This is a genomic window from Flagellimonas spongiicola, from assembly GCF_023502425.1.
GTDB lineage: Bacteria > Bacteroidota > Bacteroidia > Flavobacteriales > Flavobacteriaceae > Flagellimonas > Flagellimonas spongiicola.
Genome location: NZ_JAMFMA010000003.1, coordinates 1 through 19,844, shown reverse-complemented (window position 1 = coordinate 19,844; position 19,844 = coordinate 1). Strand labels below are relative to the sequence as shown.

The window sequence follows — 19,844 nt, the reverse complement described above, 5'->3', positions numbered from 1 at the left end:
GCATATCATGAAAAGTAGAATAGTAGCGTTGTGTCTTTTTTTTGGACTAAATGCATTTGCACAAACTGAAATTCCAAAGGATGATCCTCGCATGCAATGGTTCCAAGATGCCAAACTTGGTGTTTTTATCCATTGGGGCTATTATGGGGTGAATGGCATTACGGAATCGTGGTCTCTTTATCACAAGAAGATATCCTATGAGGACTATATGAAACAAGGAGAAAAGTTTACCGCAGCATATTACAATGCCGAAGAATGGGCCAAACTTTTCAAGAAAATAGGCGCACGATATGTAGTCATGACAACAAAACATCACGATGGAGTTGCGCTATGGGATACCAAACTAAGTCATTTGAATGTAGTAGACAAAACCCCTGCTAAACGGGATTTGGTAACCCCATATGTAAATGCACTTAGAAATCAAGATTTGAAAGTGGGACTCTACTATTCCTTGTGTGATTGGTCACATCCCGATTACGAAGTGGTTTTTCCTAGACCAAATACAAAAAAAGACTATCCGCAAAAAGGTCAAAAGAAAATGGATTCTTGGGAACGATTTATCACTTTTTACCAAGGGCAATTAAAAGAACTTAGTTCCCAATTTAAACCAGATTTATATTGGTTTGATGGGGATTGGGAAAAATCAGCAGAGCAATGGCGTTCAAAAGCCTTGAAGGACACTTTACTATCTTGGAATCCCAATTTAATCATCAATTCCAGACTTAATCAATATGGAGATTACAGAACCCCAGAACAAGGAATACCTGTTGTTCGACCCGATGGTCCTTGGGAATTCTGCATGACCATGAATGATAATTGGGGCTATTACCCGACTGATACGAATTACAAACCCAAGTCCCAGATTATCCGGACTTTTGTTGAGGTAATTTCCAATGGGGGGAATTTATTGCTCAATATTGGACCCAAACCTGACGGTACAATTGCCAAAGAACAAAAAGATCGCCTGGAAACGTTAGGGGAATGGATCAACAAACATTCAGATGCGGTTTTTGATACCAAAGCAGGCTTACCTTATGGTCACTTTTACGGACCCTCCATGATATCAAAGGATAAAAAGAAAATCTATCTCTGTTTGTTTGATAATCCAAAAAACTACATTTCATTAAAAGGTCTTCAGACCAAAGTCAAATCTATCAAAGTTGTTGGATCTGATGAGGAATTGAGTTTTACCAGAAATGGTGGTGCCGCGTGGAAGAACATCCCAGGGATTTTGCGTATTTCTACACCTGAAGCAAATAGCTTAGATCCTTATGTCACCGTTTTGGAAGTTTCATTGGAAGAAGAAATTGAACTTTATCGCGGTCAAGGACATGTTATGTTTTGGGATAATGACAACCTTTCACGATATACTGATTTGACTTTATTGCAAATCGAATCAGATACTGTAATCCAATCAAACCCATAAACCAACCCCTTAGCAAATACAAATGAAAAAAATACGAATCGGCATTTTAACATTGCTAACAATCGTTTGCTTTGGATGCCACACGAAAAGCACCAAAGTCTATACGGAAGAGGATATCACCATTATTCCAAAACCCAAACAGGTAACACTAAATCCCGGGGCATTTTCGTTCACCGAAAACACCAAGTTGGTTGCCTTGGATGAAGCTACTTCGGAAACCTTGGAAATGCTTCAAACCAATTTTAAAAACGTTGCGGATTGGAAGCTCGAAATTGTTGCTTCAGAACCAGCTTCAAACTACATACTGTTAACCCATGATGATTCCTTGGAAAATGAAAATTATCTATTAGAAGTTAGCAGCGATAAAATTGTTATCCGGGCTAACGACCAGGCAGGGTACTTGTATGGAATACAAAGTTTACAACAATTACTCCCTGTAGAATTTGAAGGTAATACGCTGGTGGAAAATATCCAGTGGGAAGTCCCAAACGTCATTATAAATGATGGCCCAAGATTTAAATGGCGTGGCGTGATGCTAGATCTTTCACGGCATTTTTTGGATAAGGCATATATCAAAAACACCATTGATCAATTGGCCAAACACAAAATGAATGTACTGCATCTTCACTTAGTGGATGACCAAGGCTGGAGAATAGAAATAAAGAAATACCCCAAACTAACCGAAGTTGGTGCCTGGAGGGTAGATCAGGAAGAGTTACATTGGAATAGTAGAGAACCAATAAAGGCAGGACAAAAAGGAACCTATGGTGGTTTTTTTACACAAAATGAACTAAAGGAAATCGTTGCTTACGCCGCGTCTAAAAATGTTGAAGTCATTCCAGAAATTGAAATGCCGGCACACGTGACCAGTGCTATTGCCGCCTATCCCCATTTAAAATGTTTCGAAAATCCTGAAGCTATTGGCGTTCCTTCCGGCGGCGTATGGCCAATTACTGATATTTACTGTGCAGGAAAAGAATCGACCTTCGAATTTCTTGAAGATGTACTTCTCGAAGTAATGGAAATTTTCCCATCCCAGTATATTCATATTGGCGGAGATGAAGCCACCAAGACCAATTGGGAACAATGTCCATTTTGCAAGAAACGAATGGCTAATGAAAATTTAAAGGATGTTGAGGAATTACAGAGTTACTTCATTAAGCGAATGGAGAAATTCATCAATGCACATGGCAAACGATTAGTGGGTTGGGACGAAATCTTGGAAGGCGGATTGGCCCCGGATGCTACGGTAATGAGTTGGCGTGGATTTGAAGGTGGATTGGAAGCGGCCCAACATGGCCATGATGTAGTTATGACCCCCACTAGCTACTGTTATTTCGATTATTACCAAGGACCACAAAACGAAGAACCTTTAGCTATTGGCGGATATCTACCTTTAAGCAAAGTATATCAGTTTGATCCTGTTGTGGAAACCATGACCGAAGAAGAAGCAACCCATGTATTGGGAGGCCAGGCTAACCTTTGGACAGAATACATCCCAACCGCAGAACATGCGGAGTATATGCTTTATCCAAGATTGGCAGCATTATCGGAAACTGTGTGGAGTCCAAAAGATGCAAGAAACTGGGACGATTTCGCGCATCGAATGGAAACGCAATACAAACGATACGAAAATCAAGGTGTAAACGTAGCAAAAAGTGCTTTTTTGGTAACTTCCAAAACAGAGGCAGATACGGAAACCAAAACCGTTACGCTGACCTTACAAAACGAATTCCCGAATGCCAATATACGTTACCAATTTGGTGATGAAGCATTGACTCAAAACTCAACAGTTTACACAAATCCAATTGAAATCACTGAAACTACCATTGTCCAAGCATCCCTATTCAAAGGAGGCAAACTTATAGGTAGTACCTTCCGAGATACCATTCAATTCCATAAAGCGGTCGCCCATCCAACAGCATTCAGTACGATTTATAATGAGCGCTATCAAGGTGTTGGTAATTCTACTTTAGTCAATGCTGTAAGAGGCACAAAAAATTTCCATGATGGTCAATGGCTTGCCTGGTTAAATGATGATATGGAAGCTATAATTGATCTAAGCGGGCAAAAATCAATTGAAAAGGTAGTTCTTGGCTCTATGGAAAATCAAGGGCCGGGTATTTTCTTCCCTACTATGGTAGAAGTTTCCACTTCTAACGATGGGGAGGTATTTGAAAATGTTGGAACTATTTCGAGAGCTTTTGCTCCAAATGGAAATCCTGTTTTAAAGGATTTTATTGTCGAATTTGAACCAAAACAAGCTCGCTATGTAAAAGTAAACGCCAAAAATCTAAATACTGCCCCTAATGGCAGTGGCACATGGCTTTTTGTAGATGAAATCTTGATTCAGTAATTAAACTATCAATAATCGGAAGATGAGGATAACAGCACTTATAGCAGTCTTAGGAATTTCAATTCTTGGAACCGCACAACAAAAACCAACGGATTATGTAAACCCGTTTATTGGCACTTCCAATTTTGGCACAACTAATCCAGGCCCAATTGCGGTGCGAGGTATGGCCTACGTTTCTCCATTCAATGTTGCTGGACCTCAAAATCTCCCTTTTGAAAAAGACAGTAGATGGTGGTCCACCCCCTACTCCTCTGATAATAGTTTTTTAACCGGATTTAGTCATGTGAATTTGAGCGGAGTTGGCTGCCCAGAATTAGGAGTTATTATTGCCATGCCAACTACTGGTGAACTGGTAACAGACCATGAGCAATATGGAACTACCTATTCCAATGAGGTTGCCAAAGTCGGTTATTATTCCAATGAACTGGACAAATACAATATTAAAGTTGAAGCAACAGCTACTACACGATCGGGAATCAGCAAATATAGTTTCCCTAAAGGCAAGTCAAACATATTGTTGAACCTTGGCCTTGGATTGACCAATGAACAAGGTGCTCAAATTAAAGTAGTCTCACCCACTGAAATTGAAGGAATCCGGAGTGTAGGTTCGTTTTGCTATTACAAACCCGAAGAAGCATACCCTGTATACTTTGTTGCGAAATTCTCCGAACCAGCTAAGGCGTTTGGAACATGGAAACGACCGACCTCCTATAAAGGCGAAGAAGCACAATGGATGGGGTACAATGGGAAAACCCGTATCATGGAAGGCTATACCAAGGAGGTAGTTGGTGATAGCATTGGCGCTTATATGCAATACGATTTTGAGCGACCAACACAGGTAGAGCTTAAAATCGGTATTTCCTATGTGAGCATAGAAAATGCACGTGAAAACTTGAAAAATGAAACTGCTGGGAAAACTTTCGATACGATATTGGAGGATACGCAAAAGCAATGGGAAGAACATCTTTCTCGTATTGAGGTTGAAGGGGGCACATCAGATGACAAAACCATTTTTTACACCGCCCTTTACCACACCTTGATTCATCCAAGTACGCTCAATGATGTCAATGGGGAATATCCAAAGATGAGAACCCGTGAAACCCTCAAAACCGATGGCACACGCTATACTGTTTTTTCGCTCTGGGACACGTATCGAAATCTGCATCAATTGATGAGCTTGGTTTACCCTGAGCAGCAGTCCAATATGGTGAAGAGCATGCTTCAGATTTATGACGAATCCGGATGGCTACCTAAATGGGAATTAAATGCAACAGAAACCACTACCATGGTGGGAGACCCTGCGGGAATTGTGATTGCCGACACCTATCTAAAAGGCATTAAGGATTTCGATGTGGAAAAAGCATATGAAGCGATGGTCAAAAGTGCAGATCAGTTAGAGGGCAACGCATTACGACCAGGCATTTCCGATTATATTTCAAAAGGATATTTAACCACAAAAACTACAAACAGCGGTTCCGTTTCAACAACCCAGGAATATAATATTACCGATTTCGCAATAGCGCAATTAGCAAAGGCTTTGGGCAAAAAAGAAGATTACAAACGATTTTCCAAACGTTCCATTTCGTATCGAAACCTATTTGATAAGGAATTTAATCTCTTGAGACCCAAAAATGATGACGGCAGTTGGCTAAGCCCTTACAATCCTGAAACCGGAGCAAATTTTGTAAAGAACCTGGGTTTCATCGAAGGGAATGCATGGCAGTACACCTTCATGGTTTCGCATGACGCAAAGGGGCTAATGAAGTTAATGGGCGGCCCTAAATCCTTTGCTAACAAACTTCAGGAAGTGTTCGACAAAGACCAATTTGATATGGCCAACGAACCAGACATCGCTTACCCCTATTTATTCAACCATGTAAAGGGGGAAGAATGGAGGACACAAAAAACGGTTTCAGAATTACTTTCCACATACTTTAAAAATGCGCCAGATGGCTTACCAGGAAACGATGATACAGGGACCATGAGTGCATGGGCCGTTTTTTCCATGATCGGTATTTACCCTGTTAGTCCAGGGGAACCAGTTTATACTTTGACCACACCATTATTTGACAAGGTCCGGATTAAATTAAATGATGAATACTACAACGGAGGAGTATTGGAAATTTCAAAATCATCAGGCAAAACCAGATCTGGGATTTTCGTAGATGGCAATAAACTGAAATCCCAGTTCATATCCCATAAGGATTTAATCGATACACAAACATTGTCGTTCGTCGTAAAATAGAACAACATATAAAATATCGCATACCTCATTAAGCCTGTAAATTATAGGTTTTCATTGAAAAATGCCACCTCAAACGTTTTCGTAACGATGTCCTTTAGCTTTTCAGCATCGTTATTAGTCGAAAAATTTTCTTAGATCTATTAGGAATTTAAATTTTTATAAAGTGAACTTTAAGCTTTTATTAAGCTTTCGAAACTAATAACCTAACTCATATAGTATGAACAAAAAACTTCATTACTTTCTAATCCTTGTGTCTTTTCTATGCATGAACGGCATGATGGCGCAAGGAACAACCGTTTCAGGAACGGTTACCGACACAAGCACTGGAACACCTATTCCAGGGGTTACTGTTGTCGAAAAAGGAACTTCTAACGGTACATCTACGGACTTTGATGGTAACTATACCATCACTGTATCCAATGGATCTGCCGTATTAGTGTTTACATCAATTGGTTTTACTGATCAAGAGATTGCCGTTGGCGGACAATCTTCTATCAATGTAAGTTTGGCTGAGGATGTTGAATTATTGGACGAGGTAGTTGTAACTGCACTTGGTATCACTAGGGAAAAGAAATCCCTAGGATATTCCGTTACCGAAGTTGACGGTAGTGCCGTGTCTTTGGCAAAAGAGCCAAACGTAGTTAATTCCCTTGCTGGTAAGGTTGCTGGTGTTGTAGTATCACAAGGTACTGCTGGTGCTGGTAGTGGATCTCGTGTGGTAATTAGAGGTAACAACTCGATTACAGGTAACAACCAACCATTGTATGTAGTAGATGGTGTGCCAATTGACAATTCTGCATTGGGCGCTCCTACTGGATCGGGTCAATTTAACATTGGCAATTTAGGTGATGGTGTATCTGACCTTAACCCAGATGATATTGAATCCTTATCCGTTTTGAAAGGTCCTAACGCTGCTGCCCTTTATGGGTCTAGAGCTAGTAACGGGGTTATTATCATTACCACCAAGAAGGGTTCTTTAAATAAAGGTTTGGGTGTTTCCATTACTTCCAATGCTTTGTTTGAAGATCCATTGGTACTACCAGAATACCAAAACGAATATGGTAGAGGTACAGATGGGAATTTCCCACAGATCAACCCAGATGACCCATTAGCTACTCAAGTAAATACAGTAGCAGGAGCAGGTTCTTGGGGTCCAAGATTTGACGGTTCACAGCAATTGGCTTACAACGGACAACAAAGAGCTTATGTAGCTCAACCGAATAACGTTAAGGATTTCTTTGAGACAGGAACTAGCTTTATCAATACCGTTGCATTAAGTGCGGGAGGTGAAAAAGCTTCTGTAAGATTTTCTTATACAAACTCAGATATAGAATCTATTCTTCCAAACTCTGGAATCGATAGAGACAACTTCAATTTAAGGGCATTTGCAAATTTAACCGACAAATTGACTTTGGATACAAGGGTTACTTATTTCTTACAAACCGCCCGTAACCGTCCTAATCAAGGTACGGAAGGGGTTGCAGCCTATTTATGGCCTTTGGCGCGAAACGTAAGCCTTACAGATTTACAGGTTTTCCAAGATATTGAAAACCCTATCAATCCGAATGATATCTATAGAGTAATAGCGCCAACTTCTTCTGGTGGTAACCCATACTGGATTCTACAAAACGATTTTAACGGCGATAGAAGAACAAGGATTTCTGGATTTGCTAAATTGCAATATCAATTTAACGATTGGTTATCAGCGTTCGTTCGTGTAGGTACTGATGATATCACACAAGACACAGAAAGCATAACAAGAGTAGGACACCATTTCTTTGGTGATGGAAGAATTCGTTTTTCCAAAAACGATCGAACTGAGACAAACTACGATTTCTTGTTCATGTTCAATAAAGACTTGAGCGAAAAGTTCAACTTAACGGCAAATGCAGGTGCTAATGCACTACGTTTCTCTACGATACGGTCATCTGCTAATGGTGATAATTTCAAAATACCTGGAAGACCATTATTGGATAATACTGAAGAGATTTTTGCTTCTCAAGGTCAAAGAATCCAAAAGAGTATCAATTCCGTTTACGGTTCTGCATCATTGTCATATAACGATGCATACTATTTAGACTTAACAGCTAGAAATGATTGGTCTTCAGCTCTTGCAGAAGACAACCGATCTTATTTCTATAGTTCTGCAAGTTTAAGTGTTCTATTGAACGAAACATTTGATTTAGGCAACTCTATTGACTTATTAAAAGTTAGAGGTAGTATCGCTACTGTAGGTAATGATACAGACCCTCAGCAGTTGGTGAATACCTTTAGAATTGCTGCGAACGGATTCTTGGACAATGTAGTGGTTAGTAGACAAAACACTTTGTTTAGCGAGAGTCTACGTCCAGAGGAAGTAACTTCTACAGAGCTTGGTTTAGAATTAAGAGCCCTTGGAAATCGTCTTTACGCTGATTTCTCATATTATAACATTAAATCCACAGATTTAATATTTGACGTACCTCTAGGAACTGGTGCCGGATTTGAAAACTTTAGAACAAACGTTGGTGAAATCACCAACAAAGGTTTTGAGATTTTAGTCGGTGGTGTTCCTGTGCAGACCCAAAATTTCTCTTGGGATACATCTCTTAACATCGCTAGAAACAAGAATGAGCTTGTAAGTTTAGTTGAAGGACAAGATTTTTTCAACTTTAGTAGCGATAATGGAGGTACTGTGTCAGTTGTAGGACGAGCAGGAGAAGGGTTTGGCGATATTGAGACGACAACTTGGCTTAGAAATGACCAAGGGCAGTTGATTGTTACCGCTGAGGGACGTCCCCAAGCTACTTCCGAAAGAGAAAAATTTGGTAACTATCAACCTGATTTCTCAGGTGGTTTTACAAACACTTTCAGGTACAAGAACTTTACACTTAATACTTTAATTGACTTTAGAGTTGGAGGTGAAGTATATTCCTTTACCGATGCCGCATTAGATGCATCAGGAGTATCAGAAAAATCATTACAATTCCGTGAAAGTGGAATTCTTGTAGATGGAGTTATTGATAATGGTGATGGTACTTTTACACCTAATACCACCACAATTAGTGCTCAGGACTATTGGGGAGCTGTAAGCAACATTGGTTCAGAATATGTATTTGACCAAACGAATTTTAGGTTAAGAGAGGTTAGCTTAAGCTACTCATTCCCTGGTAAACTTCTGGAAAACACGTTTATACAGAGTGCTACATTGAGTGCTGTAGGTAGAAATTTGTTATTTTTATACAAAAAGGCTGACAACTTTGACCCAGAGTCCAGTTACTCAACTTCAAACTTTGCTCAAGGGGTGTTGTTTTACGCATTACCTACGACTAGAAGTTTTGGACTTAGCCTAAATGTTAACTTTTAAAAAATTGTGCAATGAAAAAAATTAATTTATTAATGTGTATGTTGCTGTGCCTAGTGTTCGCAACATCATGTACTGAGGATTTCACGGAAATGAACACTGATCAAAGTGGATTTCTAGCGGATGAGGTTAGTGCAAAGTTTTTCTTGACTGACCTGCAATTCCGTTTGTATTCTCCCGATCGTTTTCCATACTGGAGAGCGCACTTGATCCATGCGGATCGTTATGCAGGGCATTTCACCTTTGGACATAACTCCTCTTGGTGGTCAGATGAACTGTGTTATACCTATAATGCAGGATATACTGATGCAACCTTTGGTTGGTTGAACAATTATCTTGGAAACATCCTTAACTTCCAAGAGTTTGTAGAAGAAGGTGGGGACTTGGAGAACGAATACATGTATGCCATGTCTTTAATCATCAAAGGATTGTATTACCAAATGTATACAGACACCTTTGGAATGGTACCTTACACTGAAGCTGGTGTAGATGGTATTCTTACACCTGTTTTTGATGAACAATCTGTAATTTACCAAGGAATTATTGCGGATTTAGATCAAGCAATGGCAACAATTGGTGATGCTGAAACTACAGGAGTTGGTGTTAATGATGCTGGAGAGAACGATATCTATTGTGGAGGTGATCTTCAACAATGGAAGCGCATGGCCAATACCTTGAAATTGCGTATTGCAATGCGTGCATTGAATGCTCCTGGTGAAAACTTCGCCACTGCTGCTATTAATCAAGCCTTGTCGGCACCTCTTTTGGATGATGCCAATGGAAGTGTGGTAATGACCAAGGATTTTGTGATTAGCCAATGGGCTGCTGCCGCTTATGGTGATATCTGGCATAACTTTGGAGGTGGATCCGATTGGACTGTAGGTGCAACATTGATCAACATGTTGCAAGACAACAATGATCCTAGACTTTCTTCTTATGCGAAACCAGCAGTAGGAGGTTCCTTCATATTCGTGAACAACGCTGAAACTCCAGATCCTAATTATCAGGATCGTTTGGATTTCGTTGTTGCAACTCTTGATGAAGCCGGAGCTGACTATACACTGGCAACCGCTGGGGATGAAACTACAATAGAAGTTGCTCCTGGTCAGTTTATTGGACAGCCTACCAGAACCAATGGTGATACATATCCTTACGTACGTTATGATATGTTCAGTACGCCAAGTGATAGAGTAATCCAAGAAAAAGGATCTCAAGTTGATGCTTATCCTGAGATAGTGTTGACAAGTGCTGAGTCCTACTTCCTTCAAGCGGAAGCTGCTGTAAGAGGAATTTCCGGTGGAGATGCCCAGGCATTGTTCGCAACTGGAATCAAAGAAGCAATGAAACTTTGGAATATTCCTGAAGGTGATGCTGATACATACATTGCAACTGAGGCTGCTGCTGATATCACAAGTGGTACAACCGATGAGAGACTTGAAAAAATCGCTCACCAAAGATGGTTAGCTAGCTACACAGATGGTTTCGAAGCTTGGGCTGTGGTTAGAGACACCGGTTATCCTGCAGAACTTGCAGCAGGTGTATCTGACCAAATCATTTATGGTCTTGGAAATTTGAACGGTGATTACCCACAACGTATGAGATATGGGTCTGGAGCTCAGGACAATCCTAACTTCAGTGCTGTACAAGGAATTCAAGGAGATGATTTACAAGCGACCACATTGTGGTTTGCACAATAAGAACTTACTGTAGTATTTAATCCGTTAAGATTAATTTATAGTTTGAGTTAGTTTGATTCATAATTAATTTTAAGTAAAGGAAGAGCAATCTTCCTTTACTTTTTTAAACTGGTTTCCTACCTTCAATACGTAAGTAACTAAAGTCTCATTCCAATTCACTAAAATGCGTTTTTCCAATTACCTAGCTGTTTGCATTTTTGTAGGCCTTATAGCTGCCTGCAACACATCCAAGGATGATCCCTCTTATGTTTTTGAAAACTTGGATAGCAATAAAACAAACATCACGTTTGTAAACCGAATCGTTGAAAACGAACTGACCAATTCATTTGTTTACGAATACGTTTACAATGGTGGTGGAGTTGCCGTAGGAGACCTTAATAACGACGGCCTTGATGATATTTATTTCACCTCAAATCTTAGCAATAACGCTTTGTATTTAAACCAAGGTGATTTAGAGTTCAAGGACATCACAAACGAATCAGGTACAAAAGGTGCTAAAGGATGGTCCACCGGCACCAATATGGTGGATATCAACAATGATGGGCTATTGGATATTTATATCTGTAAATCCGGGCCATATTCCAGAAAAGCATTAATCCAAAACGAGCTATATGTCAATCAAGGGGTTAATGATGATGGTATTCCAACCTTCAAGGAAGATGCGGAAACCTTTGGTTTGGCAGACACGGGAAACTCCATACAATCAGCCTTTTTCGATTATGATCAAGATGGGGATTTGGACATGTACCTCATGAACCACAATCCACAAACCATGAGTTTTGGAAACAAAGAAAGTATCTCTGCTTATGGAGACAGATTTTACGAAAATCAGGATGGAAAATTTGTAAATGTAACGGAACAAGTAGGGATTTTTTCCAATGACCTCGCATATGGTTTGGGTATAGGTATCGGGGATTTAAATAATGACGGTTGGCCTGATTTATATGTATCCAACGATTATGACGAACCTGATTATTTGTATTTGAACCAAAGGGACAAAACATTCAAAGAGGTTGGTAAAAAAGCAATGAACCATATGTCCAACTTTTCCATGGGAAATGATATTGCTGACTTCGATAACGATGGCCATTTGGATATCATAACACTTGATATGGTTTCTGAAGACAATTATGGTATGAAAACCAGTATGGCCAGTATGAACCCTGAAAAGTTCAATACAAATGTTTCTGCTGGAAAGCACTACCAATACATGTATAACGCACTTCAAAAGCACAGTACCCATGTAGACAGTTCTGGAACTCCATTTTTCTCAGACATTGCACAGATGACAGGGATTTCCAATACGGATTGGAGTTGGGCCCCTCTTATGGCTGACTTTGATAACGACGGCCTCAAAGACATATTCATAACCAATGGCATTAAAAGAGATTTCCGAAACAAGGATTTTGATGCCAAAATGAAAAAATACCTCAATGACAATCCGGACTTTATGTCAAGTCCAGATAAAGTTAAATACCTAATCAATGAAACTCCGAATCGGCCTTACGAAAATTATTTTTATAAAAATCAAGGAGGACTGAAATTTGAAAACAGTACCCAAAAATGGGTTAAAAATCTAAAAAGCACATATTCTAATGGTGCCGCATATACTGACTTGGACAATGATGGCGATTTGGACATCGTCATCAATAATGTTGATGAAAAAGCAAGCATTTACAAGAACAATTCCAACCTGCGACCAGAATCAAATTTTATTAAACTACAATTTACAGGTCCAACCAATAATAGAATGGGAATTGGTGCTAAAATTGAAGTCTATTCGGCAGGGCAAAACCCGCAACTATTCGAAAATTATACGGTAAGAGGGTATCAATCCTCTGTGTCACCAGTGCTTAACATTGGTCTTGGAATCACTTCAACCATAGATTCCATTGTTGTGAAATGGAACAAAGATCAAAAGCAAACTTGGGACCAAGTTGCAGTCAACAGCACAACTCAAATTGTATATGATCAAAAGAAACTTGCTTCCTCCACTGTTTCTAAAATCCTACCAAAAATATTCAATATATCAGAAATAGGTCATGAAATTGCACATACTGAAAACGACTTTGACGATTACCTAATCCAAGTTTTATTACCCCATAAACTATCCAACTTTGGACCTGCTGTTGCCATTGGTGATGTTAACGGAGATAACAAAGAAGATATATATTTCGGTCAGAGTTCAGGCGAAGCATCGGCGCTTTACCTACAGACTAATACTGGAACTTTTAAACAGGCCCAATCATTCGAACAAGAGGCAATTTATGAAGATGTTGATGCTAAATTCCTTGATTTTGACAATGATGGCGATTTAGACCTGTATGTAATTACAGGTGGAAACGAATTTGAAGAAGGTTCGGCCAATTATCACGATAGACTATACGAAAACAGATCAGGCCGACTAGTGCTTACAAAGAATGTAATCCCAGAATTATCCGTAAGTGGCTCTAAAATTCGTCTATCAGATTTCAATCAAGATGGTTTCATTGATGTGTTTGTTGGAGGTCGGTTTGTTCCACATGATTATCCCGCTGCCGCAAACAGCTATCTGCTGCTTAACACAAATGGAAAATTTATCGATGTAACCCAGGATCAAGCGCCAGAACTTATGGAACTCGGTTTGGTAACAGATGCTGTATGGATTGATATAGACAAGGATAATGACCTTGACCTATGTGTTGTGGGTGAATGGATGGCTCCTACTGTTTTTCACAACCAAGATGGTCGTTTTATAAAATCCACGCTGCAATCAAACATTGACCTAACTGGATGGTATTACGCAATCAAAGCAATGGATATTGACAATGATGGCAATCAAGATTTAGTACTGGGGAATTTAGGTGAAAACTACAAGTACAAAGCAAATGCAAGCGAACCATTTGAAGTTTTTTATAGTGATTTTGACAACAACGGTTCTAAGGACTTAGTACTTGGCTATTACAATTTTGGTGATTTGTACCCCGTAAGAGGAAGAGAATGTTCTTCGCAACAAATGCCATCTATTAAGAAGATCACACCTTCGTATGATGTATTTGGCAAATCCACAGTAAAAGATATCTACGGCCAAGAAAATCTGTCGCAAGCGCTGCATTTGAGCGCTTATAATTTTAAAAGCGGCATTTTGAAAAATAAAGGCGATGGTAGTCTGGAATTCATTGCTTTTCCTGAAGTTGCCCAAATATCTTCAATTAATGCCATTCTGGATTATGATTACAATGCTGATGGGTTAAATGATTTGATTATCGCAGGGAACTTGTTCGCTTCAGAAATAGAAACACCAAGAAACGACGCAGGTTATGGCCTATTATTGAATAATAGAGGTGATTTTAAGTTTGAACCTATTGATGCCGCTGATTCCGGATTATTTCTCTCAAGGGATACAAAAAACATGGAATTTCTTCAAATATCCGGAAAGCCACACATAGCCGTAGGTAAGAATAACGAACTAATGGACTTGGTAGAAATAAATTCTAATCCTAAACCCTAATTTTTTGTTTTAAATATGCCAACCCTTCCCAATAATAACACCGTACTTAACACTACAGCCACGAACTACAGGAAACCGTTTTTGACCATTACGTTTCTGTTTTTCATGTGGGGGTTCATCACGGTAATGAACGATGTCCTTATTCCTCATTTAAAGGAAGTGTTCGAGCTTAGCTATTTCCAAGCAGCATTGATTCAGTTTGCCTTTTTTGGAGCATTTTTCATTATATCCTTGGGTTATTTTATTATTTCGATAAGCAAGGGTGACCCCATATCCAAAATCGGTTATAAGAATGGGATTATCATTGGCCTTTTGTTATGTGGATTAGGTTGTTGTTTGTTCTATCCTGCAACCATATTTCAACGCTACGGCATATTCCTAAGCGCGCTTTTTGTTTTGGCATCCGGAGTTACGATTCTTCAAATTGCAGCCAATCCATATGCTGCAATACTGGGAAAACCAGAAACCGCCTCCAGCAGGTTGAATTTGGCACAAGGGTTCAATTCATTTGGAGCAACCCTTGCGCCTTTGGTAGGCGCAATATTACTTTACAAAGTCTTTTCAAACGGAGAAATCACAGTAGATTCACTTAAGATTCCATATCTGATATATGGCGGCCTGTTCTTCCTATTGGCCATCATAATTAAATTTGTAAACCTTCCATCCTTTAAGAACACAGAATCTTTAGAAAAGGGCCTATATGTCCTAAAGTTCAGACATGTCGTCCTTGGGATGATTGCAATTTTCGTATATGTTGGTGGAGAGGTAACCATCGGTAGTTTTTTAATCAATTTTTTCAAATTGGAAAGCATTGCAGGGATGGACGAATCGCAAGGAGGCGTATTCCTTTCCTATTACTGGGGTGGCGCAATGATTGGAAGATTTTTAGGGTCGGTTGCAATGGGGAGTATGACGGACAAAACACGGAAGTATATAACCATGGCTGGACTATCCGTAATCTCATTTATGGTCATTTACTTTATCACCGGAGTTAAAAACAACGATGGCGCTTTTACATTGGAATTAATACCATTTGCTGAAATCCAGTTTTTCATATTCTTCCTAGTGATCAACTATTTGGCATTCTTAATTGGTGGCTCAAAACCGCACAGGGTTTTGACTCTATTTGCCAGTATAGTCATTGTTCTTTTGATTATTATGATTACAACTCAGGGCACAATTGCTTTTTGGAGTGCCATTGCAATTGGTGCTTTTAATTCCATCCTATGGTCCAATATTTTCACCTTGGCTATTAAGGATTTAGGTAAGTATACCAGTCAAGCTTCCTCACTTTTGGTGATGATGATTGTGGGTGGTGCCTTGGTTCCTATTCTTCAAGGTGCAGTTGCCGACAGTATTGGAATTCAACTATCATTCATCATTCCTGTATTCTGCTATGCTTACCTCATATTTTATGGCTTAAAAGGATATCAAATAAAACCCATTAAGGCTTAATAATGACTAAAAACGGTACATACGTAGTTGGAGTTGATATAGGTGGCACACATATATCCTCAGCTGTTGTTGATGTAAAGCAAAAGAAGATTTTGGAGGAGACTTATGCTACCAGTCATGTGGCCAACCTTGAGCCTTTTGACGTTATTATGGAAACTTGGGCAAGTACCTTGAACAAAACCATAAATGCATCCCAGAATTTGGCGTTAAAGGGAATTGGTTTTGCCATACCTGGGCCTTTCAATTATAAAGAAGGCATCGCAATGTACCCTGAAGGTTTCAAATATGGCGCACTTCATGAAATTAAGGTAGTTCAAAACTTAACGCCCCTGTTGATTTCCTCCGATGAGATACCAATTCGATTTCTTAATGATGCTACATCATTTGCTGTTGGAGAAGCATGGTTGGCTGAAGAAGAGGGTCTTGAACGCCAATTATTCATCACCTTAGGAACTGGTTTAGGTGCAGGATTTGTTGAAAACGGTATTCCGGTAGTAAATGGACCCAATGTACCTCCAAACGGTTGTTTGTGGAACCTCCCCTACAAGGACGGGATGGCAGATGATTATTTTTCCACAAGAGGATGTGTAAATGCGTACCACGAACTCAGTGGAGAAACGGTAACAGGTGTCAAGGAATTGGCTCTGTTATTTGAATTTGACCCATTGGCTAAACAAATGTTCACGGAATTTGGCACTGATTTAGGATCTTTCCTTGCGCCTTGGTTAAAAAGGTTCAATGCAGACGCCCTAGTTCTTGGTGGAAACATATCCAAGGCTTACGCCTGTTTTGGTCAAGCGCTTCAAGCCAGTCTAAATCAAAATGAAGTGTGCATTCCTATTCGCATTTCCAATCATATGGAAAAAGGGGCTATTGTAGGATGTACTCGCGTATTTGATCAGGACTTTTGGAAAAACGTGAAAAACAATCTTCCTGAACTATAGTTTTATCGCTTCCTTGATTCCCTAGTTTTTCGCTCGTTAATTCAAAACGGGCATTCATGAACTCAGAACGGGCATTCATAAATTCCGGTGGAAAAAAACACATATGAAATTCTATGTTTGAAGTGTACTTAAGTAGTTAGGTTTACTACGGTACATAGCAATACACTTTTAAGGCTGTTGGTCATAAAGTGTTTAGTTTAGTTGAGGTTTCCATTGCGCCAAGGAATGTTAAATTCCTTGGTTGTAATGGATAACTAGTTGTATATCAATAGTATCAATAACCAAGTTTCGAGTAGTATTCCTTTAATAATGAACCATCAAACTTGTTTTATAAAATATCATAAAATCAAATAGTCATCTAATTTCCATTTATATGGTTAACTAAGAATATAGGATTTGGTGTAACATGTGTGTTCTTATGTCATAAGATGACTAAGCCGTCAAGGTATTCTTGACGGCTATTTTTTTTGAATTCACCCTACAATCCATTACTAAAGCATCAATGAAACTCCTAAAAACTATTCGTTGATTCAACTTGGGCATTTGTCAATTGAGAAGGGGCATTTGTTAATTATACCCCTAATATTCCAAGTTGTTTTACTTCTTTTAAACTGCATAAACATCCCAATCTTTCAAATGGAAAGTGTCGGCAGAACCTACAAGCCTATGATACCATTTCTACTAATACACCTATTTGGCACTTTTTGTTCCAAGCTTAATCTATTAAGAAAATACAAGCTCCTAATTTTAGCGCTTTTTGCATTTCTTTATAATCTTAATGGCCCGGCTGACTGTAGTGCGCAACAAGTAGATACCTGGTTTATGGCAGATCGGGCCGTAAATAGTCCCGCTAGTCCACCCTATGGGCAATTGTACCACCTCACACCTCTACCCCCACCTAACGGAACACCAGTAACAACTTGGTATGATTGGGTTGATTATGAGGAGCAAAATGCCATCCTAGAGCCTATTGGACCTTATTCTGCTGCATTTCCCATCGGTTATGATTATCCTTTTGGCACAAATGGTGTTGATTTCCTAAACCCCACGGGAGCAATTCCCGGACCACCTGAATTACGTGAAAATCCAATAGACAACATCAACTTTAACCCAGTTCTATATTTTGATGGAAATGCAGATTTAGACGGGGTTGGGGATGCCTTGGTATTTGAATCTGTTACAAGGGGTGAGACTACCGTTGTAATCGTGTTTAAAGCCTTAGGAGCTGGAAATACAGCTGAAACGCAACGATTGCTCTATGGTGGTGATGTCCGCGATCATCCTTCACAAGCCACTAACTTATCACTTGGGGTATCAGAAAACAACAGGTTTTCAGTTGGCAGAACCCAAGATACAAGCCCTGATTTTTTTGAACCTGGTAAAATAGATACCCAAGGACTACCAACAATAGGGGTTTTTAGAAGAGATACTTTAGGTATTGGACAAGAAGAGTTGACCACTCGAGTGAACGGATTACCTGATATTTCGGGTATTCGTTCACATCCCGATGCCCATAGAAGATTATTTCCCTATAATAGAATAGGTGCGCATTTCAATAGCTCCGACCCCAATAGAAACTTATCGGGAAGTATCGCAGAAATATTTGCTTTGGACGGTCCATTAGGCCCAAATGAAATTCAAGCACTTGAAAGTTACCTTGCAATAAAATATGGGATAACCCTTAGCGCAGATCCTGCCCTTACACTTGGTAGCACTAATGGTAATATTGGATACACTTATGTTTCAGCCAGTGGTGCAACAATTTGGGATCCAAATCTCAATACCCTATATAGGTTTGATATAGCAGGGATTGGAAAAGATAGATACGACAACTATGATGGGGGTGATAATAGTACAACTTTAGATGATCGAAAATTAAGATACAATCTTCAACAACGTATTTCCGAAAGTTCGAATATTGAAGCAAGAGTTACAATATCCACAAACAATAACTTTAGCACCGGAAATATTGATCATTCAAGAACAACGATAAATGGATCTTGGTTTGGAAGTCCAAAGGACTACAACTATCTGTTATGGGGTAATGATCGTGGAAATATCAATGAGCAATTCACAGAATTGGTTCCCGGTATTACTTCTAGAATTGGTCGGGAATGGCAAATTCAAAAAACCAACTTCGGTACCATTCCTATTTCCGATGTCAGTTTACAGGTTGACTTAAACGGTTCAGATATTTTGCTTAATGGAAACTGTGATTTGTTTTTGTTAATTGACACAGATGGTGATGGTGACTTCACCACAGGTATTATTAACCAAGTCTCTTCAACTAGTATCGTTGCAGGAATTGCCCAATTTGATGGACTTACTTTTGAACACACGGAAGTTTTTACATTTGGTTATGGTGATAATATACCTCCAACAGCCTCCAATCCACCATCAATTACCGTATGTGATTCTGCTCCAGCTCCAGACCCATTGGTAGTAACAGATGAAGCAGATAATTGTGGTATTGTCAACGTTACACATCTAAATGATACTACTGATGTAAATAGCAACCCTGAAACAATAACACGAACATATAGAGTAACTGACGGAGCTAATAACTTTATTGATGTTTTACAATTAATCTATGTTTACACAACACCAAGTATAGATGCCTTAGCAGATATAGAAGCATGTGATAGTTTTCTTCTTCCGCCAATTACAGGCACTAACCTTACAGGCAATCAAGCCTATTACGATGCCCCTGATGGAGGTGGCAATCAATACCTGCCTGGTGAATCTATAACTGCGTCTGGAATCCTTTTTATTTATGATGAAACCGGAAGTATTCCAAATTGTAGCGATCAGCAAAATTTCTTAGTTACCATTGACGAGCAGCCCGTGGCGGACGCGGGCGCGGACGAACAGATATGCGGGGCGGTGGC

General features: G+C 39.4%; 9 protein-coding genes. All 9 read left to right on the top strand.

Annotated elements, in window-relative coordinates:
- Positions 1-7 precede the first annotated feature (7 nt).
- Positions 8-1,426 (top strand): alpha-L-fucosidase, encoded by a 1,419-nt coding sequence (locus tag M3P19_RS11595; protein ID WP_249657847.1) that lies wholly within the window; start codon positions 8-10, stop codon positions 1,424-1,426.
- A 22-nt stretch (positions 1,427-1,448) separates the two neighbouring features.
- Entirely contained in the window at positions 1,449-3,782 is a 2,334-nt protein-coding gene (locus tag M3P19_RS11590; RefSeq protein WP_249657846.1) for a glycoside hydrolase family 20 protein, read from the top strand.
- Positions 3,783-3,804: 22 nt separating this feature from the next.
- The gene (locus tag M3P19_RS11585; RefSeq protein ID WP_249657845.1) at positions 3,805-6,027 is read left to right on the top strand and encodes a GH92 family glycosyl hydrolase; all 2,223 of its coding nucleotides are present in this window, start codon (positions 3,805-3,807) and stop codon (positions 6,025-6,027) included.
- Positions 6,028-6,244: 217 nt separating this feature from the next.
- The gene (locus tag M3P19_RS11580; protein WP_249657844.1) at positions 6,245-9,373 is read left to right on the top strand and encodes a SusC/RagA family TonB-linked outer membrane protein; all 3,129 of its coding nucleotides are present in this window, start codon (positions 6,245-6,247) and stop codon (positions 9,371-9,373) included.
- Positions 9,374-9,384: 11 nt separating this feature from the next.
- Positions 9,385-11,067 carry a SusD/RagB family nutrient-binding outer membrane lipoprotein gene (locus M3P19_RS11575; protein WP_249657843.1) on the top strand — a complete coding sequence of 561 codons (1,683 nt, stop codon included), beginning with the start codon at positions 9,385-9,387 and terminating at the stop codon, positions 11,065-11,067.
- A gap of 163 nt (positions 11,068-11,230) precedes the next feature.
- Entirely contained in the window at positions 11,231-14,557 is a 3,327-nt protein-coding gene (locus M3P19_RS11570; RefSeq protein WP_249657842.1) for a VCBS repeat-containing protein, read from the top strand.
- A gap of 15 nt (positions 14,558-14,572) precedes the next feature.
- Complete coding sequence (locus M3P19_RS11565) at positions 14,573-16,012, top strand: sugar MFS transporter (protein ID WP_249657841.1); 1,440 nt, start codon at positions 14,573-14,575, stop codon at positions 16,010-16,012.
- Positions 16,013-16,014: 2 nt separating this feature from the next.
- A complete protein-coding gene (locus M3P19_RS11560) occupies positions 16,015-16,956 on the top strand; it encodes an ROK family protein (RefSeq protein WP_249657840.1) in 942 nt (313 codons plus the stop codon).
- Between the two features lie 666 nt (positions 16,957-17,622).
- Positions 17,623-19,844: DUF8202 domain-containing protein (locus M3P19_RS11555; protein ID WP_470299682.1), on the top strand; the 2,222-nt coding region annotated here is incomplete at its 3' end.